Raw genomic sequence first — 25,241 nt, forward strand, 5'->3', positions numbered from 1 at the left:
CCGGCCGCCGGGTCCTGACGACCCGGCGGCCGGTGCGTTGTCACGGGGTCGCGAGGAGCGCCGCCACCGCCCGCGCCGTGGCCGGGTGCCTCGTCGTCAGAGACTCGCTGTGGAGCACCGGGGCCGTCGGCGCCCAGGGCTCCCGGCAGCCCAGGAGATCCGCGAGGGCGTCGCAGGTGGCCCGGTGGGTGAACAGCAGTGCCGCGCCCGCCGGGCCAGTGGCCGGATCCTCCGCCGGGGCCCAGCCGTCCGTGCAGCCCAGGAGCTCCGCGACCGCGTCGCAGGTCTCCGGGTGGAGGGGGAGCAGCGCCGCGCCGCGCGTCGCGGCCGCCGCCGGGGGCGCCTGCACCTGGGGCTGCTCGTGCCACGGCGGGACCCAGGCGTCCAGGGCCGCGAGCCGTGCCGGGAAGATCCGGCCCGCCTCGCGGATGAGCAGCGGGGCCAGCTCGGCGGCGTTCGACCGCAGCGTGGTGATGAGGGTGGGAAGCCACGGCAGCAGTACGGGGTCGGGGAGCCGCGCGAAGGCGTTGGAGACGGCTTCCACGACGACGTCCGCGAGTCCGGGCACCGGCTCCAGGGCGTGCACGAAGCCACTGAGGTAGCGGGGGTAGGAGGGCACCACCAGGGGGTTGCCCAGGAGTTCGTCGCAGCGGCCGCGCAGCTCGCCCCGGGAGAGGGTGCCGAGCTGGACCTGGGCGGCCCACAGCAGGGCCGTCTTGGCCGGGTCCCGCGGGTGCGACTGGGCGACCGCGAGTTCCAGCTGCGTCCGGTCGCAGCCGAGCGAGAGCGCCAGGCTCTCCATGCTGAACAGGAAGCCCAGCATCGCCGCCACCTGCCCCACGGTCGCGTCCTCGTCGCGGAAGGCCGTCGGCAGGAGCGTGCAGTAGTGCGCGTACCCGGCTCTGACGAAGGACTCGATCCAGGTCGGGAGGACCGGTTCGCTGGTGCGGTAGTACGCCAGGAGACCGCGCACCCGCCGCAGTACCTCCGGCGCCCCGTCCACCGTACGTTCGCCGGCGAGGACCTCCAGGGCGCGGGTACCCAGCTCGTCGGCGAGGCGCCGGCCGCCGAGGTAGAGCGTCGCGCCCTCGACGGCCGCCAGGACCTCGGCTGTGGTGGCCTGCGTTCCGTACGCGGTGCGGCGCAGTCGCTGCTCCAGTACCTGCTCCAGGCTCACACCCTCGTAGCCGAGCTCGATGAGGGCGCGTTGGTGGGTGCCGAGCGACAGGTCCCAGGACTCCTGGATCGACCGCTCGCCGAGCCGCCGCTCCCCCATCACCGTGCGGGCCGCGCCGGGCGGCAGCAGGCGGCGCAGCATCCAGAGGACGTCCGAGCAGGCGCGCAGCTCGGGCCGGGACGTCATGTCGAGCAGGGCTCGCCGTACACCCCGCTGCTGGAGGTTCAGCTCCAGGGGCGCCAGTCGGTCGTGCACGTCACGGGCGAGCGGCGGCAGCGCGTCGTAGCCGACCTGGCCGATCCGGTCGCCGCCCATCATGATCTCGACGAGTCGGCGCACGTCCCGCCGGCCGGGGACGGTGTCCTTCTCGATGCAGGTGACCGCCGCGTCCTGGAAGTCGTACGGCGTGGGCTTGGCCCGGTCACGCATGGCGGCGAGCAGGATGGAGGTCTCGAAGACGGCGATCGCGTCGGCGGTGGAGGCCAGATAGCCGTTGCGGCGGGCGGCGCGCACGATGTCCACCGACCAGCCGAGCAGTTCGGCCTCGTCGAGGGTGTGGAGGACGGGGGGCTGCTGCAGGAACCCCGTGAGCCGGTCCTCCGCCGGTGCGGATCCGGCATCGGAGGCGAGTACGGGCGCGGGGGCTTTCGCCGCCGTCCTCCTCGCGCCCGGCTTCTTCGTGCCGGCCTGCCCCTCCAGGCGGAACGGCTTCACCCGGGTGCGCTTGAGGTTCTTCGCCCACTCCGTCGCGGCGATCGACACCGAGCCCGGGGCGAGGCCGAACTGCGCCTCGATCGCCGCGTGGCTGGACGGAATCAGCCCGTACTGCCAGGTCGTGGCGGTCCGCGGTGAGATGGCGAAGTCACCGGTGCCATGAACTCCGAACTCGTCGACGCGGCTGGCCGCGTGGAAGGCGCCGCACACGTACAGGCAGTCCGCCGGGTCGGTGCCGGTCGCGGCGAGGTGCTCGCGCATCCGGGTCCACATGTACCGCTCGCGGTCCTCGTCGACCCGTACCCGCTCCCCCTGGCCCGGGGCGAGCCGGCGGAACAGGCTGCCGATGAGGAACATGACCTGGCGGTACGTGTCGTGGTCGCTGTCGCCGAGCGGGACCTCGACGAATTGGTGCCACCATTCCGACCAGTGCCGCACCTTGCCGTGGCGCAGCAGGTGCTCCTCCAGCTCGGCGAAGCGCGGCCGCAGGTCGCCGATCTCGACGCCGACGGCCTCGCCGTGGAGGGCGGCCTCGGGTTCGGTCCCGGCCGCGTGGGTCCCGCCGTCGGCAGGCCGTCGGGTGTCCCACTGGAAGACGTGGTCGGAGGAGCGGTCGACGAGGACGAGTTCCACGCCGGGGGTGTCGAGGGCGTATGCGACGGCCTGGTATTCGGCGGAGGCCTCGGTGATCGGGGCGACGACGGACAGCGGCGCCCAGTCGGGCGGGAAGCCGTCGATGTCGCTCGCGAAGGCCTGCACCGCGACGGGCAGCCGGCAGTTGCGCAGTTCGGTGAGGAGCGGCGCCATGTCCTCGCACAGCTCCAGGTACACGACCTTGGGCTGCTTCTCGCGCAGCCGGCGGGCCATGGCGAGGGCGGAGGCGGGCGAGTGGTGGCAGACGGGGAAGATCTCCAGCGGTTCGGCGACCGCCCGGTCGACGTCGTCGACCAGGCCCAGGAGGATGCCTTCCAATGCGTCCTGTCCGCCGGAGAACTCGGCCGCCGCTTCGTGGAGTTGCCCGCGCAGGGCGGCGAAGGGCGGGCTTGTGGGCTTCTCGGAGATGGCGCTCATGCCAGCTTCGCGATCGCTTCGCGGCCGCCCTCCAGGAACTCGGGCCAGGAGCCGCCCTCCTCCTTGCCACGCGGCTCGACGACGCCGTGCAGGTACTTGTTGAGGATGGCCAGGTCCTCGGGCTCGCGGCGGGCCAGCGTGCCGACCAGAGAGGCGGCGAGGGCGCGGGCGGTGAGGGTGCGCTCGCCGAAGAAGTCGCTGTGCAGGACCGCGTCCTCCAGGACGCCGATCTGCTCGGCGGTGGACAGGGCGGACTCCAGCTTCTCGTCGTCGCTGCCGGCCGCGGCGGCGGAGGCGCGCAGGTCGGCGAAGCTCTGGAGGAGGACGTCGAGGAGGGTGGGCGGCACGTCCAGCTCGATCGCGTGCCGGCGCAGCAGTTCCTCGGTGCGGAAGCGGACGATCTCCGCCTCGCTCTTCTTGTTCGTCACGACCGGGATACGGACGAAGTTGAACCGGCGCTTGAGCGCGGAGGACAGGTCGTTGACGCCCCGGTCGCGGCTGTTGGCGGTGGCGATGACGGAGAATCCGGGCTGGGCGAAGACGATGTTCTCGCCGCCGGCGCTGTCGAGTTCGGGGACCGAGATGTACTTCTCGGAGAGGATCGAGATGAGCGCGTCCTGGACGTCGCTGGTGGAACGGGTGAGCTCCTCGAAGCGACCGATGGTGCCGGTCTCCATGGCGGTCATGATCGGCGAGGGGATCATCGACTCGCGGGACTGACCCTTGGCGATGACCATCGAGACGTTCCAGGAGTACTTGATGTGGTCCTCGGTGGTGCCCGCGGTGCCCTGGACGACCTGTGTGGAGTTGCGGCTGATGGCGGCGGAGAGGAGCTCGGCGAGCCAGCTCTTGCCGGTGCCGGGGTCGCCGATCAGGAGCAGGCCGCGGTCGGAGGCGAGGGTGACGATGGAGCGCTCGACGAAGCTGCGGTCGCCGAACCACTTCTGCGACACCTCCCGGTCCAGGCCGTCTGCCCGCTCGGAGCCGAGGATGAAGAGCCGGACCATCTTCGGGGAGAGGCGCCAGGAGAACGGCTTGGGGCTGTCGTCGATCGACTCGAGCCAGTCGAGTTCCTCGGCGTACTTGATCTCGGCGGGAGCGCGGAGCAGGTCGGACATGCGAAGGGCCTTTCTGGGCGGTCTCGGGTGGGGGACGCGCGGGCCGGCGGCTTCTGCGGAGTGGGTGAACGGCAGGGCCGGGCCTCGGGGCGTCTCAGGTGAGGAAGGTCTTGAGTTCGTGCACGAGCTTGTTGATGTGGCCGGAGACCACGGGGGTGCCGAGCGCCTTGAACCGCTCCCGGAACCAGGGGTTGACCTCCTGTCGTCCCGAGCTGGTCACCGAGCCGACGGGGATGAACCGCACCCCGGACCGGTGGACCGCCTCGATGCCCTCGAACAGCGGCTGTGAGCGGTCGAACTCGTAGAAGTCGGAGATCCACACCATGACGGTGTTCTTCGGCTCGGCGATCTTCGGTCTGGCCATGGCCATGGCCACGGGACCGTCGTTCCCGCCGCCGAGGTTGGTGCGGAGGAGCACGTCGAACGGGTCGTGCACCCAGGGGGTGAGGTCGATCGCGCGGGTGTCGTACGCGATGAGGTGGACGTCCACCTTCGGCAGGCCGGCGAAGATCGAGGCGAGGATGGTGCAGTTGACCATCGAGTCGACCATGGAGCCGGACTGGTCCACGACCACGATGAGGCGCTGGGGCGTGGTCCGGCGGACGGTGTGCCGGTAGTAGAGGCGGTCGACGTAGAGCCGCTCCTCCTCCGGGCTCCAGTTGGTGAGGTTCTTCCAGATGGTGCGGTCGAGGTCGAGGTTGCGGAAGACCCGCTTGGGCGGGACCGAGCGGTCCAGCTCCCCGACGGTGGCCTTCTCCACCTGGGTGCGGAGCACCTGGGCGACCTCGTCGACGTAGCGCCGGATGAGGGACTTGGCGTTGGCGAGCGCGATGCCGGAGAGGTTGCCCTTGTCGCGCAGGAGCTGCTCGATCAGGGACATGCTCGGGGTGAGCCGGGCGGCGAGCGCGGGATCGGCGAGCACCTCGCGCAGGTGCATCCGGCGGACGAGGTCGGCCTCGACGGCGCCGAGTTCGGGCCCCAGGCCGCCGCCGTCGACGACCGCCCCCGCGCCCTGTCCACCGCGCAGGCCGCCGGGCGGGCAGCCGAGCGACCGCTCCAGCCAGCCTGCGTCCGACTGCCAGCGGGCCAGCTGTCCGGCGGAGACCGTGCCCGATCCGGTGGAGAAGACGTTGAGCAGCAGCTTCGACGCGAGGGCGGCGCGGCGCACCTCGGCCGCCCGGTCGCGGGCGCCGTCCGGCTCGGGTTCCGGGGTCATCAACCCGTCGAACTCGTCGGCCAGTTCCGGATGGCGCTGGACGACGGAGTCGACGGACGCGCCCGGGTCGAGCAGCGCCGACGGCAGGCCGATGTCCTCGACGACGGCGAGGCTCGCCGACTCCAGGGCGGCCTGCTCCTCGGGGTCGAAGAGCCGGGCGAGAAGTCGCCAGTAGAGGACCTGGCGACGGTTGTCGTCGGTCATTTCCGCAGCAGCTTTCCGGCTCGTTCGCGCAGGACGGCGACGGTGTCCGTGGCCGCCTTCTCCGCCCGGGCACCCACTTTGTCGGTGGTGCCTCCGGCCCACGCACCCGCGTGGACGGCGACGGTCTTCTTCCGGACGGTCGTCTCGACGGCGAGCGGCTGGAGGACGAACTCCCCCGCGTCCCATCGGAGCAGCCCCAGGCACGCGCCGGACGCCGCGACCGCCTCAGGGGTGAGCGGACCGGCGGCCGGGACGCGGTCGGTGTCGACGGCCAGCCGGTGCCCGGCGAGCGTGAACGTCAGCTGTCCGTCGTCCTCCCCCTCCGCCGCGTACCCCTCAAGGAAGACGGGGACGGAGATCCGGGCAGGGTGGCGGTCCAGCGGGGCGGTCACCGGGTCGGTGGCGGTGGACAGGATCACCCGGGCCGTGGCGAACGGGTCCGCCGGCTCGCCCGTACGGGCCCGCTCGTCGTCCCAGACGAGATCGCCCTCGGTGGTGACGGGCATGGCGTCGATCTCCAGGGCGCGGCCCTCGCCCGCGGCGGCGAGCAGCGACATGCGCGGCCGGAGCAGCTGCCACAGGCCGGCGCCGACGACGGTGTCCGGCTTGGGCGCGGACACCGCCGCCCGGACCAGACGCGGTTCCGTTCCGTCGGCGGGTTCGAAGACCGCGTGGACCTGGGCCTGCACGGCGGTCGCGTGCTCCTGCAGGTCCACGCCGAGCGGCAGCAGGCGGCCGGTCGCGGTGGACGTGGCCGCGGTCCGGGCGGCTCCCGGCAGGGTGAGGAGCATCGCGCGCGTCCACAGGTCGGCCCAGCGGCGCTCCGGGACGCGGTCCAGGGTGGCGCCGGGGCAGGAGGCCGCGAGTTCGGCCGCGAAGCCGTCGAGCAGCGTCGCCTGCCGGCGCAGCCGCGGGTCCGGCAGCATCGCGGAGACCACGGGGGCCGCGCCGGCGACCAGCTCGTGGTCGATGCCCTGCCAGCCCGCACGGGCGAGGTCGCACAGCCAGGCGCGGGCGGCGGCGAGCACGTTGGCTCCGGGCTCGTCCGCCGCGGCGTCCGGGACGTTCCGCTCGGCCCGCGTCCGGCCGGTGATGTCCGCGACGCGGTCCGTCAGGGCGTCGTGCACGGATCCCATGAGGGCGGTGCGGGCGGCGGCGAGCGCCACGAGGTGGTCCTCGCCGGCGGCCCCGGCCGCGGCCTTGTCGGCCGCCTCGGCGACCAGCGCGGCCAGCGGCGTCCCGGCGACGGCGGTGGCGACTGCTGCCAAACCGGCGGCCTGGGCGGGCTGCGGGCGGAGCAGTCCGGCGACGAGCACCCGGTCGAAGGCGTCGACGGCGGTCAGCGCCTCGTCGAGCCCGTCGACGGGGTCGGTGAACAGGTCCGTACGCATCAGGCGGCCGTCCTCGTCGGCGGGAACCACTGCATCTCGGGCAGCGGCGCGGTGGTCGGCTCCAGTTCGAGATAGGCGAGGTGCCGCAGGAACCGGCTGAACACGGGGGCGGCGGCCGAGGTGTCGCCCTGCTCGGGACGCGTGGCGGTCATGACCGCGACCAGCTTGTGGGCGTCGGGCTCGGTGTCCGACGCGTCGGCCTTCAGGTACCGGGCGACGCGTTCGGCCCCGTACTGGAGGACGGCCTCGCCGACGAGCGCGCGGATGTGGTTGCAGAACGTACCGCGCGCGCCGCCGCAGGGGCGGTTGTTGTTGGTGCTGCAGGCGAACGCGTACGTCCCGGTCGCGATCGAGGACACGTACACGCGTCCTACGTCGGACCCGCTGGACACGACTCCCTGCAGCCGCCCGTCGGCCAGTTCGACGAACGGCACCTTGGCGAGTTTCCGCGGTCGCGCGGGCGGTACCACCCGCGCCGTACTCGACCTCTCCCAGACCGGCAACGTACCTCTCCCATGCACGTCAAAGGGGATGTTCTCGCCGTTGCGGCGGAACAAGAACGAACCTATCCCCGCCCACTGACAACGCCTCAGAACAGCGTCTCCGGGCCACGGAGAGGCGATGGTCGCGGCGCACACCCGGGCCATGGTGAGGCGACGCCCGAGGAAGCACACCCGGGCCACGCAGCCCCTGTGCATGCCCAGCGACAGCCGGTGCGAACCTTGTGCAGCACCCCGTCCAACGCGGTTCGCGGGTTGTGCCCCGCGAACCGCACGGGGATCAGCGGTGACACCGCGCCCCAGGCGTCGACTACGACTACCGCCTGCTCATCGCGGGCCGAGCCGGCCAACCCGAGCACGACACGCCATGACCCGGACGGCAGGACACACAGCGGGATGGCGTGGGCCACACGGACCGCCCAGCGGGGAACGGGTGCGCCCTCGCGCACCAGGCCGCTCATGCTCCGCACTCCGCGGCTGTGAGCGCAACCGCGTGGGCCCGGGGTGGGTGTCCCCATCCGCAGCCGGCTGGCCGATCGTAGGAATCACCAGGTCACACCTGCGGAGCGGCCCCCGGAACTGGTGGGACATCCACTGATCTTTCCCTGCGCTGCGGTGTTGACTGCGTTCATCCCTCCCATCACACCACCGCGGGTCGACTCCTCCCGTCGGCGTGCCTCAACATCGTCAAGGGGCAGGTACGTTGAAGACTTCCACACCACGCAGAGCCGGGCTCGTGCTCGGCTCCGCAGCCCGCTCGTAGCCGGGCTGTGTCTGGCGCCGGCTGCCCAGGCCGCACCGGATCCCAGTGTCTCCTTCGGCGGGGCGACCGCTGTCCCGCTGCCCGCGGGCTCCGGGAAGGGCACCGCCCCGGCGCTGGGCGACCTGAACGGCGACGGCAAGGCCGACCTCGTCACCCCGGTCAAGGGATCGAACACCCTGGTGGCCGCGCTCGGCGACGGCAAGGGCGGCTTCGGCCCCGGTGTCCCCTTCGGGCTCGACACCGGCACCTACCCGACGGCGGTCGCCCTCGCGGACCTCAACGGTGACGGCCGGCTGGACGCGGTCGTCGCCGCGGCCCTGACCAAGCAGCCCACGCAGCACGGCATGGAAAGCATGGGCAGCATCGTCGCGCTGCTCGGCGACGGCAAGGGCGGTTTCGCCCCGGCCACCTCCTACTTCGCGCCGACGCTGGTCAACCAGTCGACGAACGCCATGTTCCCCGTGGACATCACGGTCGCCGACATGAACGGTGACGCCAAGCCCGACGTGCTGACTTCCAACACCAACGGCGACAACGTCTCGGTGTGGACCAACGACGGCTCCGGCGCGCTGGGCACCGCGAGCAACTACTACGTCGGTGGCGGCCGGCCCAGCAGCTACTCCGCCGGGCAGCTTCGCCCTTCCGGCTTGGAAACCGGGGATGTGAACGGCGGCGGCAAGCCCGATGTGGTCACCGTGAACATGGGTACTTCCGACATCTCCGTCCTCCTTGGTGACGGCAAGGGCCGTCTCGGCCGGGCCACCCGCTTCGCCGACGGCGTCTTCCTCGGCCGAGCCATCGCCCTCGGCGACGTGAGCGGCGACGGCAAGCCGGACGTGGCCGTCGCGCACACCGACCGGACGATCACCGTCTTCCTCGGCGACGGCGCCGGAGCCTTCGGCGCCCCGGTCACCTACCCGGTCGGCGGCAGCGCTCTTGAGGGCGTGGCCATCACCGACGTCAACACGGACGGCAAGCGGGACCTGGTCACCAATAACGGCCCCGACAACCAGCCCACCGTCCTCCTCGGCGGCGGCACGGGCACTTTCCGCAACGCCGGCCCGCTGTACGACGCGAAGGGCGGCGGGAACGGCTCGTACGCTGTCGGAGACCTGAACGCCGACGGTCGGCCCGACTTGGCGGCCGCCTCCACTGCTGCGGGCGTTGCGGCGCAGGTGCTGCTGAACACCTCGAAGCCGAACCGCACGGCCCAGTCGATGTCGATGCAGGTCGCCAAGGCGCCCGGTGTCCTGTCGATGGAGGTGAACCTGCCGGCCGTCAACTTCGGCACGCCGGCATCCGGCACCGTCAGCACCCCGGCCGGACTCGGCACGTTCACGTACACCAACACCCTCCCCACCACCGCCCCCTGGTCGGTGACCGTTGCCACCACCGACCTGGTCAGCGGCACGGACACCATCGGGTGGAACAATCTGAAGATCACGACCGGCGGACACCTCAACGGGACCGGCGGCCAGTGGACGGGCATCGCCAAGCCCGGCCCGGGCGGCTACTTCCCCGAGGGCGCCGACCCGCAACCGGGCACCAGCCTCTCCCCGGCCGTGACCATGGCGACCGGCGACGGCGGCACCCGCGGTGCCTTCACCCACGACGGGTCGACGGCGCAGTGGAACATCCCCACGGAGACAGTCCCCGGCTCGTACAGCGGCACCCTCCAGTACACGATCACCGGCTGATCCCATGAACAGCTGTCTGCGCGCCCAGAGTGGTGCCACCGCCACCCACCGGGCACGGTTCCCCGCCCTGTGGAGCCTCCTCCTCACGGGCCTCGTGCTCGCTCTGGCGCCGGGCGCGCAGGCAGCGCCGGCCCCCGCACCATCGCCCACTCCACCGGAATCCGCTGCGGGCGCGCCGTTCGGCGTGCAGGCCGGGCTCTACGGTCTGACGACGCTGACCGGCGGGCACTTCGGGTACGCGCTGAAGGCAGGCGCCCGGATCGAGGATTCCGCGGTCATCTACAACGAGAGCGACGAGGCCCGGACCTTCCACGTCTACGGCGCCGACGTCACCAACGCGGCCGGCGGCGGCCTGGCCCCCGCACAAGAAGGCCAGAAGATGGGCGCGGTCGGGGCCTGGCTGAAGCTGGACTCCGAGGCCACCGTCACCGTGCAGCCGAAGAGCAGCGTCACGGTCCGCTTCTCCCTCGCGGTCCCTGACGGCACCCCGCCGGGCAGCTATCTCGGCAGCCTGGTCACCGCGCTGCGCACCCCCGCGGTCAGCGGCAGGGTGAACACCGAGACCCGTATCGCCCGGCTCGTCGAACTCACCGTCCCTGGCACCGTCGACCTCCAGGTCTCCCTCACGGAACTGGAACACCGGCCTGCGGGCGACGGCGAGGAGTTCACCGTGACCGTACGCAACACGGGCAACGTCCTCTACACCTTCGCCGGAACGCTGAACATCACCGGCGGCAGCTCCGCGCGTACCGTCCCGCTCACCCCCACGGGGATCTACGTGATCCCCGGCGGCAGCGCCACCATCACCGGCCGCCTGGCCGACCTCCCCGCTCTCGGCCGCCGCGCGGTCACCGCCTCCGTGACCGCCACGGTTCCCGGCGGCGCGGCGAAGACCGTGGACAGCAACACGGTCCGGCTGTCCTCCTTCCCCTGGCTCATCGCCACCCTCACCGTCGGCGGCCTCCTCGCCCTGGGCCTTCTCCTCGTCATCACGCGCAAGCGACGGCGTGCCTGGCTGCGGCGTCGCGCGGAGGAACGTACCGCGCTGCGCGCACTGCGGCGGGAACTGCGGGCGGGAAACCCGCCTGCCGACGACCGTCATGAAGCGCAGGCAGGCGGCGCCGAACACCCGTAACCGGGGCAACGGGCTGTGGCGGGGCCGGCCGTGTTCCCAGGCGGGCGGAGCACTGCTTCTCGCCCAGGACTGGAAGGACTCATGGACAGCCATCGATCCGGCCACTACCACAACTCGCTGGACGGACCAGTACGGGAACCCTGGTAGCTATACCCCGTGCACTTCGCCGACGCGGCCAACGGCAAGATCTACTTCAATGACGCGGTAGCCGCCGCGATCACGAGGCCGAACAGCAGCGCCGCCACCCCGTAGCCCAGCGGCAGCTGCTTCGCCAGCAGGTCGCCGACAGCCGTGCCCAGCGCGAAGGTGAGCAGCACCGCCGCCCAGTAAGGCCTCGCGGCGCGGCGTGTCGATGCTCCGGATGGACAGCGCGCCCTCCGACCTGAACCAGAGGAGGAAGGCGGCGGCCAGTGCCACGGTGAACACGGCGGTCGTCAGCTCCAGCGGCACGCCGAGGTTGTCCGTCAGATTGTCGGTGATCAGCGTGCCGACGACGCTGACCAACACCACGACCAGCCAGTAGAGCCCCGGCCGGTAGGCGGAGACACGGAACTGCGCGATCAGGGTGACTACCAGGAGGACGGTCATCACCAGCGAGGTGCCGGTCAGTCCCAGACCGAGCCGGTCGTTGAGCAGGTCCGCCGCGGTCTCCCCCACTGTCGTGCACAGCACCTTGATGACCCAGAAGTAGGCCGTGATCTCGGGGACCTTGTCCAGCGCGCCCGCGCCGCGCCGGTGTCGGCGGGGGTGGCGGTGGGCTTATGCGTCTCGTACGCCATGCCGCTGGAGGCTGCCATCCCCAACCTGAACACATCCTGAGCACGTGCCTCCGACCGCGCTCACACGGCCCGGCGGGACCTTTCCCGTGGATAACGTCCCCGTCATGTCGACCCCGACCGAGCCGGAGCCCGACCTTCCGGCGTCCCCGGATCCCTCCCCCGTACATCCCGCATCGCGTCCCCTGGACTTCCCGCGCAGACGGTTGTGGTGGGCCTCGTTCGCGGCCTACGCCGCCGCGGCGGCGCTTCCGGGGTCCGGGCTGTGGCTCCGCCACATCCACCATGTCGGAGTTGGCGCGAGGCGGGGCGCTGTACGGCGCAGCGGATGAGGAGGGGAAGGTTTCCCGCTCAGTACTTTTCGGCTTGCACCCCGTGCTTCCAGAAGTTGAAGGTCCACGTGTCGTTCCCGGCCGGGCGGGCGAAGGCAACCATGCCCTCGGCGTCCAGGTTCTCGCCCTGGTAGAAGGTGTAGCTGTCGAAGTCGGCTACGAGGGCCTTGGCCGCTTCCTGCGCGCTCTTCTTGAACTCCTCCACCACGTCCGGTGTGGTCGCGCTCAGGTGGTTCTCGATCCCCTTCAGGTAGCCCTTCAGGTAATTCAGATAGGCCTTCTTGTCGAAATTGGTCTGCTGCAGCCGGTGGGAGGCAACCAGGTTGATCACCTGAATCGCTTCGGAACCGGCCTCCTCGTCCTCCGCCTCCGCGCTCCCGCCGTCGACCATGACCGACGTGCCCTTGGTGACCGTCTTGGCGGTCACCGCGTACAGAGCGGGCAGCTCCTCGATGGGGAAGCCATCACTGAACAGTTCGTCCTTGATCCGAGCGATCTCCACGCGAGCATGAGCAACCACCGCCACCACGGCGGCAACACACACCGAGCAGCACCATCACGAACGCGGCCGTACCGGCCACGCCACGCCTCCTTCGAGTCACAGGAAATGACAGCCACGACCCGGCCGACATGCCCGATCCGGTACGCTCCCGCGCACGGTTGGGCCCGTACCGGCCGGGCGGACGTTCACTCCGCTCCGCCGGTGTGCCTGCCTCCCCAGCATCTGTACCGCCCATATGCTCGCAGCGCTGGAGCGCGGACTAGGGGGCGCGGGGCCGTGCGAACTTGTCGAGGCATGGAGCGAAGGCGCACGGCAGAGGATCAGGTCGGCCGCAATCTCAAGGGCATGGACGATCTCGACTTTGACGGATGGAACAGGGCCGACTGGAACGGCGTGTTCGCCCACCACCACACCGACGATGTGCTGGTGGACTGGAAGGGGCAGCCCCCCCACTCGCGGTGTGCAGGAGCACATCGACGCCATGAAGGCCTACGTTGAGTCGGCGGGTGGGACGCCTCCACAGATCGCGTCGCACCCCATTTCCTTCGGCTCGGGCGAGTGGACTTGCGTCATCGGCGAGTTCGAAGGCGGTGGCCGGATGGTCACCGTGGCGAAGTGGCGTGACGGCGCGATTGCCGAAGAGTACATCTGGGCCTAAGGGCTCGCAGGGAATCAACGTGTTGCTTCCGGCGATGGGGCTCGTTGATGTGGTATGGGCATGGCGCGGGAGATTCGAGATCAACTGGCTGCGAAGTTCGGGGTGCTGTTCCTGCATCTGGACGAGCGGCAACAGCGTCTGCTGATGGAAGCCGAGGCCCGGCTCCTGGGACACGGCGGGATCCGGGCCGTCGCCCGGGCAACCGGAGTCAGCGAGGCGACGGTCCGCAAGGGCGTCTAGGAGCTGGAGGCTGGCGAAGGGCCCCTGGGGCGGGTCCGCCGGCCCGGCGGCGGACGGAAGAAGACCGCCGACCTGGACGCGGGACTGCGTCCCGCACTTCTCGCCCTGGTCGAGCCGGACATGCGCGGGGACCCGATGTCGCCGCTGCGGTGGACGACCAAGTCGACCCGGAACCTGGCCGGCGAGCTGACGCGTCAGGGACACAAGGTCAGTGCCGACACGGTCGGTGACCTGCTGCGGGAGGCGGGCCTCAGCCTGCAGGCCAACTCCAAGACCGTCGAAGGCAAGCAGCACCCGGACCGGGACGCCCAGTTCCGGTACATCAACGACCGGGCCAAGGACCACATCAGCTCCGGAGATCCGGTGATCAGCGTGGACAGCAAGAAGAAGGAACTGGTCTGCCAGTACAAGAACGCCGGGCGGGAGTGGCAACCGGGGGGCGAGCCGGTCAAGGTCAAGAACGCATGACTTCCTGGACCGGGAGGTGCCCGGCAAGGCGATACCGTACGGGATCTACGACATCGCGGCGAACACCGGCTGGGTCAGTGTCGGCACCGACCACGACACCGCCGCGTTCGCGGTCGAATCCATCCGCCGCTGGTGGCAGGCCCGCGGCAGACACGGCTACCCCCACGCCACACGGCTGCTGATCACCGCCGACGCGGGCGGTTCCAACGGCTACCGCACCCGCGCCTGGTAGAGCGAACTCGCCGCCCTGGCCACCGAGACCGGCATGGACATCACAGTCTGTCACCTACCGCCGGGCACGTCGAAGTGGAATCGGATCGAGCACCGGCTGTTCTCCCACATCTCCATGAACTGGCGCGGCAGGCCCCTGAGCAGCCATGACGTCACCGTGGAGACGATCGCAGCGACCACCACCCGCACCGGGCTGACGGTCGAGGCCCGCCTCGACACCGACAGCTACGACACCGGCGTGAAGGTCAGCGATGCCCAGGTCGACGCGCTGGCGATGAGCCGGCACCGCTTCCACGGCGACTGGAACTACACGCTCCATGGCGATGCCTGCCTACCCCCACGCCAGGGCGCGGGCAAGGAGACCGACGTGCGCCTGACTCGGGCTTCTGTCCGTCAGACGCCCTCGGGGTCCGCCCGAGGCAGATCCGTCAGCACCGGGGAGCCGACGTGATCGGCCCGAGGTCGGGTTCTGCCCGCAGTTCCACGGACAGCGGCTCGGTGGTCCCTGCGAGGTCAAGCAGCACGATCTCGTTGTCGCCTGGGCGCCAGAGGGGGGCCGGGGCGTAGAGGGTACGCTGGGGGCCCTTCTCGACCCTCAGGCGGCCGAGGAGGAAGCCGTTGAGCCAGACCAGGGTGCGGTCGCTGCCCGGGACGGCGACGAAGGCGTCGGCTGCCGTGGGCAGCTCGACGACGGCACGGTGGAACGCGGGGCCCACGACGGCCTCCGTGGCGGGTCCGACGGCGGCCGCGCCGGTCAGGCCGGTCAGGTCGTCGAGCGGGAGCACCCGGATGTCCCAGCCGAACAGGTGCTGGTAGTCCAGGCGTACACCCGCGACCAGGCCCTTCCGGTCGGCCAGATGGGGGCCGTAATTGACCCGGCCGAAGGGCTCGACGAGGATCTCCAGCTCCGCACCGCCCTCCGGGATCACCAACTCGGCGGTCGGGGAGGGGTCGTCGCGTTCGAGCACGGCGACAAGGCATCCGTCGAGGAAGATCTGGGCCAGGTCCCGGATGCCGTCGACGGTCAGCGTGGCGGGGCCGCCGGGCCCGGTGAGGCGGTGCCGGTAGTGTACGAGGCCCTGGTGGCGGCCGAGATTCTCCATCGGCTCGGGTGCGGGGCGGTGCGTGGCTGCTGAGAGCAGGTCCAGGCTGTCGCGCAGCGTCGCGACCCGGGTGGCGGGCAGGTTCTGCGGTGCGACGCGCGGCGGCTGGGCGGGCAGCTCGGTGTCCGGCAGGGGCACGTAGCGGCCGATGACCTCCCGGAAGGCGTGGAACTTCTCGGTCAGTTCGCCGGCCTCTCCGATCGGTGCGTCGTAGTCGTAGCTGGTGATCGTCGGCATGTAGCCGGGGTCGGTGAGGGTCTTGCCGGTGTGGTTGGCGCCGGCCCACCAACCGAAGTTGGTTCCGCCGTGCCCCATGTAGATGTTGACCGATCCGCCGGCGGCGAGGATCCCGTCGAGCGCTTCGGCGGCGTCCGCGCTGTCCCGGACGTGGTGCGGTTCGCCGTAGTGGTCGAACCATCCGTTCCAGAACTCCATGCAGACCAGGGGCGAGTCGGGGCGGAACGTGCCGAGGGTGGCGAACGCCTCGTCGGGGCGCGAGCCGAAGTTGACCGTGGTCAGTACGTCGGGGAGGGTGCCGCCGGCGAGCATCCGGGGGTCGGGGCCGTCGGAGGTGAAGAGCAGGCAGTCGATGCCCCGTGCGACGAGGCCGTCCTTCAGATGGTCCAGATAGGCCTGGTCGTTGCCGTAACTGCCGTACTCGTTCTCGACCTGGACCGCCACGATCGGGCCCCCGCGCGAAGCCTGGAGTTCGGCGAGCACGGGGATCAGCTGGTCGAACCAGCGGTCCACGGCGGCGAGGTAGGAGGGGTCGCTGGTGCGCAGGCGCATCGACTCGTCGGCGAGCAGCCAGGCCGGGAGTCCGCCCAGATCCCATTCCGCACAGATGTAGGGGCCAGGGCGGGCGATCACGTCGAGGCCGAGGGCGTCGGCTTCACGAACGAAGGCGGCGACGTCGTGCCAGCCGTCGAAGCGTGCCGGGCCGGGGGTGGGCTGGTGGAAGTTCCAGGCGATGTACAGCTCGACGGTGTTGCAGCCCATGGTTCGCAGTCGCAGCAACCGGTCGCGCCACAGTCCGGGGTGGATGCGGAAGTAGTGCACGGCGGCGGAGACGATGCGGTGCTCGCGACCGCCGCGCAGGAGGCGGGGGCCGTCGACGGTCAGGGCCGGTCGGGTGCTCATGTGCAGCTGCTTTCGATGATTGTCGTTGACGTGCGGCTTCGGGCGCCGCCGGGCGGCGGCGCCCGAAGCCGGGGAGGCGGAGGTGTCAGCGTGGCGTCACGGGCGGGTCCACTGCTGGTTGGTCCCGCCGTTGCAGCTCCAGATGTCCAGCGGGGTGCCGTTGGCGGTACCGGCGTCGGCGGCGTCCAGACAGAGGCCGGATTCGACGCCCCGGAACGTCTTGGTTCCGGAGTCGTACGTCCATTGCTGGTTGGCGCCGCCGTTGCAGTCCCACAGCTCCACGCGGGTCCCGTTCGCGGTGCCGTGTCCGGTCACGTCCAGGCACTTGCCGAGCGAGCGTACGGTGCCGTCTCCGGGGAAGGCCCAGGTCTGGTTGGCGCCGCCGTTGCAGTCCCACAGCACGATGCCGGCGCCGTCGGTGCTGTTGTTGTCGGCGACATCGGCACACCGCTGGGAGCCGACACCGACGAGCGGACCGGCGGGGGTGGGCACGCAGGTGGGCAGGCCTGCGTCCGCGGTTCCGAGGTCGTCGACGACCAGGTTGTCCAGAGTCGCGGCGCCGTTGCCGTCGGTGGCGGCGGTGAGGGCCAGGTAGGCGTCGCCGCAGTTGCCGGCGGTGAACGAGAGGTCGATGTGGGCGTGCGGGGCGGAACGCTGCGGGGGCAGGCTGTCCGTCCAGCTTCCGGTCCACCACGAGGGGACGGGGCCGGGAGCCGGCGGGCTGGTCAGGCCCTGGGTCGTGGTCCGGTCGAGCGGGACGTCCGTGATCGGGGCTCCCGCGCCGTCGGCCTGGACCTGGAAGTGGTACTGGCCGGCCGTGTCGCTCTGGTAGTCCGCCTGCACGCGGTACGAGTGGCCCGGCGTGAACCGGACCGATCCGGGCCACGTGCGGAACTGCAGGCCGGAGCCGTTGTTGATGGTCTCCAGGGAGTACGTGCCGCTGATGGTGTCGCGGGTGTAGCCGTCGTGGAACTCCGAAAGGATCTCACTGGGCTCGCCGGGCTTGCCGATCAGGAACGGACCGAATCCGCCGCCGGTGTTGTGCTCGAAGTCCTCGGTGTAGAAGTGGCCGTCGGTGTGATGGGTGCCGCCGGGGTCGGCCATGGCACGCACGTCGGACCAGAGCACGGTGCCGTCAGCGGCGTCGGCCATCAGGTGCAGGGTGGCCGTGGTGGCGCCGGCGGGCTGGGTGAACAGCACCTCCATCCGCTGGAACCGCTGGCCGCTGAACCGGTTGTCCGCATCGGTCTGGACCGGGGTGGGCCTGTCGATCCAGTTGTCGACCGGGGTGACGCCGTTGCCTTCGACCCGGAGGGTGGCCCTGCGGGTGCCGGTCACCGAGACGTACGCGGAGGCGGAGTACGTCTGTCCCGGGGTGAGACCGGTCAGTCGCTGGGTGACCTGGCCGTCTGCGGCGCCGGCGATCCGCAGGTTCTGGAAGCCGTTGGAGTCGGTCACCACCGAGACGCCGGAAGTGTCGCCGGAGGTGGAGGACGGGTCCAGGAGCTGAGGTCGCGTGTGAAGAACTCGCCGTTCCTGACGATCGTTCCGGTGCCGAAACCGACCGAGGCGGCGGTGTCGGTGCGCCGCACCGGGGCACCGGTGTTGCTGCCGTCGGAGAGGTCGCCGGTCGTCGGGACGGATACCGGGGTGCCGGGGTAGATCACGTAGGGGGTGTTCGCGTCCAGGTGGAGCGTCACCTTGCCGCCGCTGACCGTGATCGGCGTGCCCGCGTCCTTACCGGTGTCGGAGAGCTTGTGGAGCGTGACCGAGGTCTGGCCGGACCAGGCCTTGGGCAGAGTCCAGGTCCGCGACTCGACCGCGTCGTTCCAGGCGTAGATCTTCTCCTGGCCCTGCGGGGACCAAGGCAGGAAGAACTTGTCGCCGTCGCGCTCCAGTGCGCCGTCGCGCCAGATCTGCGGCGAGCTGCCGTTCATCTTGGTGGAGACGCCGCCGGTGAAGCGGATGTCGCCGGGCTTCCAGCTGGTGATCCGGAAGTTCTGCAGGTACTTGGTCGGCAGGTTGTTGGTGAAGACCTCGCTGATCTCCTCGTTGACCGAGTTGTTGCTGTGCCAGCCCATGAACGAGGCCTTGTTCTGCTCGCCTCCCAGCATCGGCTCGCTGTTGTTGATCCAGGCGTCCATGTCCTGGTTGTAAACGAAGCGCAAGATCTGGCTGTTGATGCCTACGTCCTCGAACTCGTTGGAGTCGTGGTACCAGGACGTGTACGGGAACATGTACGTCGGGAACTCGGTATAGATGGGCAGGCCGTGCTGCGCGACGACGTCCGCTTCCTTCCAGGCGTTCCAGTCGACGCTGTCGTCCTGGAAGAAGGCGTCGCTGTAGACGAAGCCGAGATGGGGAACGTCGTGAACGAGGGCGTCGATCCGCTTGGCGTAGTCGCCGCTCGCCAGATCCTTCCCGGTGTCGAGACTGTAGGCCGTGTCCCCGTAGATGTACGGGGCCTCAGGGCTTGTGGGGTTGTCCGTCTTCTCCCAGCGGAAGGCCTGGCTGCGCGGCGCCTGGCCGACGTCGCTGATGTGGACGCCGACGATCGCGTTGTAGGCCGCGGCACCGTCGACGACGGTGTTGATGTCCGCGAGCCCGCCGGCCGCGGTGTTGTAGTGGCCCGCGTAGTCGGGGTGCCCGGCGTCGTGGCCCTCGTCCTGATAGCCCTTCAGCTCGATCGACTGCCCGAGACCGTCGGTGTAGAGCGCCATCTTCTTGATGTCGTCGAGGGTCTTGACGAACGGGTTCTGGGCCTGGGACACGAAGTTCATCGCGATCTGCGAGACCACGTTGTTCTTGGTCTGAGCGGCTTGCTCCGGCTCCGGTCTGATCTGCCGGTAGGCGATGGCCGCGTCCTGCCAGTCGACGCCGCCGGCGCCGTTGGCGTCGCCGGTGACGACGACCTTCGCCTCCGGCAGTGCGACGACCTGCCCGTCCGGGCCTCGGTAGGTCCACTGGTCCGAGGCGACGGAGGTCGTGTTGACACCGCCGGCCGCGGTCGTCCGCACCAGCAGGTTACCGCCGCGGTTCGGATCCACCGGGTCACTGAAGGAAGTGAGCGAATTGCTCGTGACACCGGCGGCGATCGTCGAGCCGGCCACCAGGGCGATGACCTTGTGCCGTGGTGCCGAGTCGACCGGCAGCGAGGACACGGCGCCTATGGTGTCCATGGCGGGTCCGGGTGCGTAATAGGTCTTGTAGACCGAGGCGGCGGCGAGTTGCGCGCCGGCCTGGTCACCCCGGATGGACAGCAGGTTCAGCCCCGGGATCGCCAGGGCGGAGACCTTCGTCGCCCCCGACTCGGTGACGCCGGTGACCTTCCAGTCGAGCACGGAGCCGGACACCGAGAGCCGGACGTTCAGCGTGACGCCGATCGCGGGGAAGCCGAGCACGTAGTCCACGTGGTCGGCGGCGACCGTGGAAGTCACCTTGGGCGTGTAGGCGGTGCCGTTGATGCTGACCCGCGGGGTCGCGCCCGTGTTGCCGGGCAGTGTGCCCCGGCCCAGCCGGTACTGGCGCACCTGCGGGAACGCGGTGTCGACGGTGACGCTGAGCGTCCCGGAGCTGATGGCCGCGGTCGTGGGTGCGGCCGTCTGCGCCGCTGTGGCGGGGATGGTGCCGAGGACGAGCAGCGCGGCGCTGAGCAGCGTGGCGCAGGTCGTCCTGGAAAGTGGTCGGTGCATGACAACCCCTTCTGAGGTGGCGGCTACTTCACTGCGCCTGCGGTCAGCCCGCTGCGCCAGAAGCGCTGGAGAGCGACGAAGGCGACGAGGAGAGGGACGAGCGAGAGGAAAGCACCGGTGATTGGGAGAATCGGTGGGACACCGTTGGCGAACTCCGAGCGCCACTGGACCAGGCCGACCGTCACCGGGAGCTTCGATGCGTCGTTGAGCATGAGTGCGGGCAGTAGATAGTTGTTCCAGACGCTGACGAACTGGAACAGGAAGACCGTCACCATGGCCGGCGTCATGACCGGCAGCGCTATCCGGAAGAAGACCCGCTGTTCACCCGCCCCGTCGATGCGCGCCGCTTCCAGCAGCTCGTCGGGGACCGACGCCGACGCGTAGATCCTCGAGAGGTAGACGCCGAAGGGGCTGACGAAGCTGGGGAGCAGGACGGCCCAGTAGGTGTCGGTGAGCTGGAGCTTGGCCGGCATCAGGAACAGTGGCAGAGCGATCATCGGCGCCGGGATCAGCACCGAGACGAGGACCATGTTGAAGAACGCGTCACGGCCGCGGAACCGGTACTTGGCCAGGGCGAAGCCGGCCATGACCGACAGCAGGGTGCTGACCGTGGCGCCCACCAGGCTGTACAGCGCGCTGTTGACCAGCCAGGAGGCGAACACCCCGTCCTGGAACGAGAGGACCCGGCGGAGGTTGGCGGCCAGGTCGAAGTGGGAGAACCACAGCGGGTGCCCGTGGTAGAGATAGCCCTCCCCCTTGGTCGCCGACACGAACAGCCACCACAGCGGGACGAGGGTGTACAGAGCCATCAGGCCGAGCATCGCGTTGACCGCGAGGCGGGTGGTCACGGGGCTTCGAGTGCCGGTCATGCGTCAGCCGTCCTTCGCTGGGTGAACTTCAGGAGCCCGAAGGAGAGGACCAGCGTCACGAGAGCCAGCAGGACCGATTCGGCAGCGGCCAGGTTCATGTCCGCCTGGGAGGCGGTGAGCGTGGTGTTCATGATCGGACTGAACTTGTTGGATGCGCCGGGTATCCGCGCGGCGGCCAGTACGGCCGGTTCGGTGTAGAGCTGGGCGGTGCCGATGATGGAGAACACCGCGGTGAGGATCAGGGCGGGGCGGACCATCGGGATCTTCACGTACCAGGCCAGGCGCCAGCCGGTGCAGTTGTCGAGGGCCGCGGCCTCGATCACCTCGCGGGGCAGAGACTGCAGCGACGAGTAGATGATCAGCATGTTGTAGCCGGTCCACCCCCAGGTGATCATGTTGCCGATCGACACCGGGATCCAGCCGGCCGAAAGGAAGTCGACGTCGATGCCGACCGCCGAAAGGGGACCGGTGAACGGCGAGAGGTTCTTGACCAGCAAGAACGACCACATCACCGCGGCGATCGCACCGGGCAGCGCATAGGGCAGGAAGTAGATCAGTCGGAAGGTCTTCCGGAGACGGGCCGAACGCGAGTCGAGCAACAGGGCAAGGAGCAGGGCGAGCCCGAGCATCACCGGCACCTGGACAACACCCAGCAAGGTCACCCGGATCAGCGAGGCGATGAAGTCGGCGTCGCGGAAGGCGGCGGAGAAGTTCTCGAAGCCCGCGAAGCTGGTGGTCTGCTCACCGCCGAACAGACCCTGGCGCTGCACCCGGTAGAAGCTCTGGTAGATCGCGTAGCCGATCGGCGCGAGCATCATCGCGGCGAACAGCACACCGAACGGAAGCAGGAACCCAGCTGCGTTGAGCGCGGTCCGGCGGCGATGGCGACGGCTCGGGCCGGCCGCGACACGCGCAGGCGTCGGAGCGGGCGGAGATGGGGTCTGGGTGCTCATGGCGGTCTTTCTTGGGAGGATTGCGGTTCTGACGGGCACGGGCCCGTGGTGCCGCCCCCTCGGTCGGCACCACGGGAGTCCTCGGGCGGCCTGACGCCTTCTCGGATCAGCCGGTCACGGAGAGCCCGAGGCTCTTGATCTTGTTGACCGTCTTCTGCTGGACCGTGGCCGTGGCCTCGGCGTACGTGCTCGTGCCGATCGCGTCGGAGTAGTCCGCCGAGACCTGGCCGAACGTCGGCCCGACGACCCACGTGGTGGGAATGTGCGCCGCCGACTCCTTGAAGACCTCGTAGATCTTCTGACCGCCGAAGTAGGGGTCTCCCTGGGACAGCAGCGGGTTGTCCAGACCGGCCTTCGACGCCGGGTACAGGCCGCCCACCGAAATGCCGGTGCTCACGGCGTCCGGGTTGCCCGAGAGGAACGCGGCGAACTGCTCGGCTTCCTTGGGCGTCTTGCAACCGGACAGCACGGAGGTGGCGGATCCTCCGGAGTTGGAACTGATCCCGTCGCCCGCGCCCCAGGTCGGCATCGGGGCCACGGCCCACTTGCCGGAGAGGTCCTTCAGGTCGCCCTTGAGGCCCGGGACGGCCCAGGCGGCATTCACGAAGGTCATGACCTTGCCGGCCTCGGACGCCTTGTTGAAGTTCGGATCCCAGGCGTTGCCGTTGTTCATCACGTGCTTCTCGTCCTTCAGGCCCTGCCAGAACGCGGCGACCTTCCGCGTGCCCGGATTGTCGATGGACACCTGCCAGGAGCTGCCCTGCGTGCCGAACCAGGACGTGCCGGTCTGCCAGGTCAGGGCGGCCATGTCGTAGGCGTCCTGCGGAGCGGTGCCGAAAGCAACGCTCGGGTCGGCGGCCCGGACCTTGGCGGCGTCCGCGGCGTACTCCTCCCAGGTGGCCGGGGGCTTCGAGATGCCGAACTTCCTGAACAGGTCAGTGCGGTAGTACAAGGCCATCGGGCCGGTGTCGACGGGGATGCCGTAGACCTTGCCGCCGGCCGAGGACGCGGCGACGGTCCAGTCCAGATACTTGCCGGTGTCGCCGGCCGCGTACGACGTGATGTCCATCAGTGCGTTCTTCACCAGCATCGACGGGATGTCGTTGTAGGTGACCTGCGCCAGGCACGGGGCCTTGCCCGCCGCGATCGCGTTGGTCATCTGGTCATAGCCGCCCTTGGCGCCGGACGGTATCTGCTTGAACGTCACCTTGATGTCCGGGTGAGCGGCATTCCACTGGGCCGTGATCTTGTCGTAGCCCGGGGCCCAGCCCCAGAACTCCATCGACACCGGCCTCCCCTGCGACGCGTCACCGGCGGCGTCGGAGGTGGAACAGCCAGTCGCCAGCAGGGCCAGAGAGACGACTGCCGCACCGACGGCGGCTCCGGACGTGAAGGCGGGCTTGAACATGCGCATCATTTCCTCGATGGATGTCGGGGCGGCAGCGAAAGCGACGGAGACGCCGAAGAATTGAACGGAGAAGACGGGGGAAATATTCGGGGCGCCGCAGCGGGCAAGTCAATACCAGCGGGCACCGATTTTTGACGGTACAGCGTGGGCGTTTTCGGGAATGCCGAATAGCCTCGCGACGCATACCTGCCAATTCACGACAGGACGAGGCGAGGCAGGAGCGAGCCGAAAAATGAAAATGAAAGAGCCTTACCGACGACCATCCGGCGGGGCACAGCGACTTTTCTATTCAAACGGATAATTCAGCGATCGCCCGCAGGAATTCACCACGGCGCATTGCCGATATCGTGGTTCCGGAAGCACTCAGGGTACGGGCGAGCACTCAGGCCAACCGGGCACGGACGCTCTCCCGGATGACAAGACACGCGGAACCCCGCGCCCACAAGGTCTCGCTGGCTTCGTCGACCTTGATCACACAGTCTTCCGCGGCAGTGGAGACGGCGTGGCGCTTCAGCGCCACGGCCATCGCGGGACCGAAGAACTCGTAGGCCACCACCCCCTCCCCCGCGATCACGACCAGTCCCGGATTGAGCAGATTGCACAGACACGCGAGGCCGCGCCCGAGCGCATCGCCCGCCACGGCGAAGGCGTCAAGAGCGGCACGCCGTTCGGCACCCTCCCCCGATCGGGCGAGCTCTACAACGGCGTCATAGTCGGCGTCGAACCGGCCTCCCGCCTCGCGGAACGTCCGCAGCACCCCGTCGGAGGAAGCAAGCGCCTCCACACAGCCGCGGTTGCCGCAGGCGCATTCCGGGCCGTTGACCTCGATCGGCAGATGCCCGAACTCGACGGCCAGCCCACTGGCCCCGGAGTGGAGAATCCCATGGAGCATCAAGGCGCCACCCACACCGCGGCCTACCGTGATCACGGCGAACGACTCGACATCCCTGCCCTCACCGAACCAGCGCTCCGCGATGACCAGGGCATTGACGTCGTTGTTCACCACCACCGGAAGCCCGGTGGCCGCGCTCAGCGGAGCAGCGACGGGGACATCGGTCCAGCCCAGCCGCACTGCCGAACGGCACACCCCACTCGCTTCGTCGATGTGGCCACCCACCCCCACCCCGATGCCCAGCACTTTCGCGTCGGCATTCGGCGCCTGGCCGATGAGTTGAGCGGTCAGGTCCGCTGCCACCGCCAGCACGTGCGCGGGCTCCAGCGAGTCGAGCGCCTTCTTCAGACGAAGCAGAGGCCGTGCACCGAGGTCGGTGAGCACGGCCGCGACGTGGGTGCGCGCGATCTGGACTCCGACCACCAGGTGCTGCTCGGTGTTGACCCGCAGAAGCCGCTGGGGGCGCCCCAGGCCGTTCGCGGTCTGCTTCCCGGTCTCACTCAGATAGCCGTCCTCGATCAGCGGTGAGAGCAAGCGGGTCACGGTCGAGGGCGACAGTCCGAGCCGCTGCGCGATCACCGTCCGGGAGATCGGACCGCCGGCGGTGAGCACCTGAGCGAAGATCTCGGCTCCCGTCTGATCGGGAACCAGAGCTGTCATCGCGGTCACGCCGTGTCTCCTCGTCGCCTGGCCGACTCTCCGCCACCAAGGGCGCGTTGGAGTTATTTTTGCGCATCAAGAAAAGAAAGACAAGGGCCCGTCGAGCCCCCGACGTACCGACTGGGACGGCTCGCGGTCGAGATCCTGCTCCAGCCTCTGGCCGGCGACGGTGCCGGACCGGTGCACGCCGCCAATGACGACGGTGCCGAAGTCCCTCGCGTCGGGAGGCGGAAGGACAACGAGGCCGTCAAGGCATGACCGAACGGACGGAGGCGCCACCGACCAAGTGGCGACCCCGAAGAGGCGCGTACGGACGGGATCGGACGAGCCG

At 69.8% G+C, this 25,241-nt stretch carries 17 protein-coding genes and 2 pseudogenes; 4 read left to right on the plus strand and 15 right to left on the minus strand.

Annotated elements, in window-relative coordinates; translation table 11 throughout:
- Positions 1-40: 40 nt before the first annotated feature.
- The 5 genes from OG462_RS04340 to OG462_RS04360 all read right to left on the minus strand — a co-directional run bounded on the left by OG462_RS04340 (position 41) and on the right by OG462_RS04360 (position 7,394).
- The gene (locus tag OG462_RS04340) at positions 41-2,962 is read right to left on the minus strand and encodes a hypothetical protein (RefSeq protein ID WP_406054599.1); all 2,922 of its coding nucleotides are present in this window, start codon (positions 2,960-2,962) and stop codon (positions 41-43) included.
- Complete coding sequence (locus tag OG462_RS04345) at positions 2,959-4,080, minus strand: AAA family ATPase (protein ID WP_266901300.1); 1,122 nt, start codon at positions 4,078-4,080, stop codon at positions 2,959-2,961. Before OG462_RS04345 ends, OG462_RS04340 begins: the two co-directional genes overlap by 4 nt.
- A 94-nt stretch (positions 4,081-4,174) precedes the next feature.
- Positions 4,175-5,500: a VWA domain-containing protein gene (locus tag OG462_RS04350; protein WP_406054601.1), complete on the minus strand. Its 1,326-nt coding sequence runs from the start codon at positions 5,498-5,500 to the stop codon at positions 4,175-4,177.
- Positions 5,497-6,891, minus strand: coding sequence for a hypothetical protein (locus tag OG462_RS04355; RefSeq protein WP_406054603.1), 1,395 nt, complete (start codon positions 6,889-6,891; stop codon positions 5,497-5,499). Before OG462_RS04355 ends, OG462_RS04350 begins: the two co-directional genes overlap by 4 nt.
- The gene (locus OG462_RS04360; RefSeq protein WP_406054605.1) at positions 6,891-7,394 is read right to left on the minus strand and encodes a hypothetical protein; all 504 of its coding nucleotides are present in this window, start codon (positions 7,392-7,394) and stop codon (positions 6,891-6,893) included. The genes OG462_RS04355 and OG462_RS04360 overlap by 1 nt, the downstream gene beginning before the upstream one ends.
- Positions 7,395-8,009: 615 nt before the next feature.
- Between OG462_RS04360 and OG462_RS04365 the strand changes: the two genes are divergently transcribed.
- Both OG462_RS04365 and OG462_RS04370 read left to right on the plus strand, forming a co-directional pair.
- Entirely contained in the window at positions 8,010-9,851 is a 1,842-nt protein-coding gene (locus OG462_RS04365) for an FG-GAP repeat domain-containing protein (RefSeq protein ID WP_406054607.1), read from the plus strand.
- A 4-nt stretch (positions 9,852-9,855) separates the two neighbouring features.
- Positions 9,856-10,986: a hypothetical protein gene (locus OG462_RS04370; RefSeq protein ID WP_406054609.1), complete on the plus strand. Its 1,131-nt coding sequence runs from the start codon at positions 9,856-9,858 to the stop codon at positions 10,984-10,986.
- A gap of 188 nt (positions 10,987-11,174) precedes the next feature.
- On the opposite strand, the gene OG462_RS04375 is transcribed toward OG462_RS04370, so the two are convergent.
- From OG462_RS04375 to OG462_RS04385, 3 genes and pseudogenes are all read right to left on the minus strand, one after another.
- Positions 11,175-11,303: a hypothetical protein gene (locus tag OG462_RS04375; protein WP_406066361.1), complete on the minus strand. Its 129-nt coding sequence runs from the start codon at positions 11,301-11,303 to the stop codon at positions 11,175-11,177.
- A 115-nt stretch (positions 11,304-11,418) separates the two neighbouring features.
- Positions 11,419-11,658, minus strand: a pseudogene (locus tag OG462_RS04380) (hypothetical protein); the annotation flags it as partial.
- Between the two features lie 455 nt (positions 11,659-12,113).
- The gene (locus OG462_RS04385) at positions 12,114-12,638 is read right to left on the minus strand and encodes a translationally-controlled tumor protein (protein WP_406054611.1); all 525 of its coding nucleotides are present in this window, start codon (positions 12,636-12,638) and stop codon (positions 12,114-12,116) included.
- A gap of 418 nt (positions 12,639-13,056) precedes the next feature.
- Here OG462_RS04385 and OG462_RS04390 point away from each other — a divergent pair, with 418 nt between their 5' ends.
- Together OG462_RS04390 and OG462_RS04395 are read left to right on the plus strand one after the other, a co-directional pair.
- Entirely contained in the window at positions 13,057-13,254 is a 198-nt protein-coding gene (locus OG462_RS04390; protein ID WP_406054613.1) for a hypothetical protein, read from the plus strand.
- A 54-nt stretch (positions 13,255-13,308) separates the two neighbouring features.
- Positions 13,309-14,536 (plus strand): annotated as a pseudogene (locus OG462_RS04395) (ISAzo13 family transposase); the annotation flags it as partial.
- Positions 14,537-14,621: 85 nt separating this feature from the next.
- Here the strand turns inward: OG462_RS04395 and OG462_RS04400 are convergent.
- The 7 genes from OG462_RS04400 to OG462_RS04430 all read right to left on the minus strand — a co-directional run bounded on the left by OG462_RS04400 (position 14,622) and on the right by OG462_RS04430 (position 24,910).
- Positions 14,622-16,436, minus strand: coding sequence for a glycoside hydrolase family 35 protein (locus OG462_RS04400; protein ID WP_406054615.1), 1,815 nt, complete (start codon positions 16,434-16,436; stop codon positions 14,622-14,624).
- Between the two features lie 96 nt (positions 16,437-16,532).
- A complete protein-coding gene (locus OG462_RS04405; RefSeq protein ID WP_406054617.1) occupies positions 16,533-17,897 on the minus strand; it encodes an RICIN domain-containing protein in 1,365 nt (454 codons plus the stop codon).
- On the minus strand, positions 17,891-20,128 hold the full coding sequence (locus OG462_RS04410; RefSeq protein ID WP_406054618.1) for an endo-alpha-N-acetylgalactosaminidase family protein: 2,238 nt from the start codon (positions 20,126-20,128) through the stop codon (positions 17,891-17,893). The genes OG462_RS04405 and OG462_RS04410 overlap by 7 nt, the downstream gene beginning before the upstream one ends.
- 23 nt (positions 20,129-20,151) lie before the next feature.
- Complete coding sequence (locus tag OG462_RS04415) at positions 20,152-20,997, minus strand: carbohydrate ABC transporter permease (RefSeq protein WP_406054620.1); 846 nt, start codon at positions 20,995-20,997, stop codon at positions 20,152-20,154.
- Entirely contained in the window at positions 20,994-21,950 is a 957-nt protein-coding gene (locus tag OG462_RS04420; RefSeq protein ID WP_406054622.1) for a carbohydrate ABC transporter permease, read from the minus strand. The genes OG462_RS04415 and OG462_RS04420 overlap by 4 nt, the downstream gene beginning before the upstream one ends.
- Before the next feature lie 106 nt (positions 21,951-22,056).
- Entirely contained in the window at positions 22,057-23,358 is a 1,302-nt protein-coding gene (locus OG462_RS04425; RefSeq protein ID WP_406054624.1) for an ABC transporter substrate-binding protein, read from the minus strand.
- A gap of 382 nt (positions 23,359-23,740) precedes the next feature.
- The gene (locus tag OG462_RS04430) at positions 23,741-24,910 is read right to left on the minus strand and encodes an ROK family protein (protein ID WP_406066362.1); all 1,170 of its coding nucleotides are present in this window, start codon (positions 24,908-24,910) and stop codon (positions 23,741-23,743) included.
- Positions 24,911-25,241 lie beyond the last annotated feature (331 nt).

The organism is Streptomyces sp. NBC_01077 (assembly GCF_045162855.1).
GTDB lineage: Bacteria > Actinomycetota > Actinomycetes > Streptomycetales > Streptomycetaceae > Streptomyces.

Excerpts from the sequence above, each read along its gene's own strand:
- OG462_RS04420 (WP_406054622.1), bottom strand. The coding sequence starts at position 21,950 with ATGAGCACCCAGACCCCATCTCCGCCCGCTCCGACGCCTGCGCGTGTC.
- OG462_RS04400 (WP_406054615.1), bottom strand. The coding sequence starts at position 16,436 with ATGAGCACCCGACCGGCCCTGACCGTCGACGGCCCCCGCCTCCTGCGC.
- OG462_RS04355 (WP_406054603.1), bottom strand. The coding sequence starts at position 6,891 with ATGCGTACGGACCTGTTCACCGACCCCGTCGACGGGCTCGACGAGGCG.
- OG462_RS04430 (WP_406066362.1), bottom strand. The coding sequence starts at position 24,910 with ATGACAGCTCTGGTTCCCGATCAGACGGGAGCCGAGATCTTCGCTCAG.
- OG462_RS04410 (WP_406054618.1), bottom strand. The coding sequence starts at position 20,128 with ATGCACCGACCACTTTCCAGGACGACCTGCGCCACGCTGCTCAGCGCC.
- OG462_RS04350 (WP_406054601.1), bottom strand. The coding sequence starts at position 5,500 with ATGACCGACGACAACCGTCGCCAGGTCCTCTACTGGCGACTTCTCGCC.
- OG462_RS04425 (WP_406054624.1), bottom strand. The coding sequence starts at position 23,358 with ATGTTCAAGCCCGCCTTCACGTCCGGAGCCGCCGTCGGTGCGGCAGTC.
- OG462_RS04415 (WP_406054620.1), bottom strand. The coding sequence starts at position 20,997 with ATGACCGGCACTCGAAGCCCCGTGACCACCCGCCTCGCGGTCAACGCG.
- OG462_RS04340 (WP_406054599.1), bottom strand. The coding sequence starts at position 2,962 with ATGAGCGCCATCTCCGAGAAGCCCACAAGCCCGCCCTTCGCCGCCCTG.
- OG462_RS04370 (WP_406054609.1), top strand. The coding sequence starts at position 9,856 with ATGAACAGCTGTCTGCGCGCCCAGAGTGGTGCCACCGCCACCCACCGG.
- OG462_RS04345 (WP_266901300.1), bottom strand. The coding sequence starts at position 4,080 with ATGTCCGACCTGCTCCGCGCTCCCGCCGAGATCAAGTACGCCGAGGAA.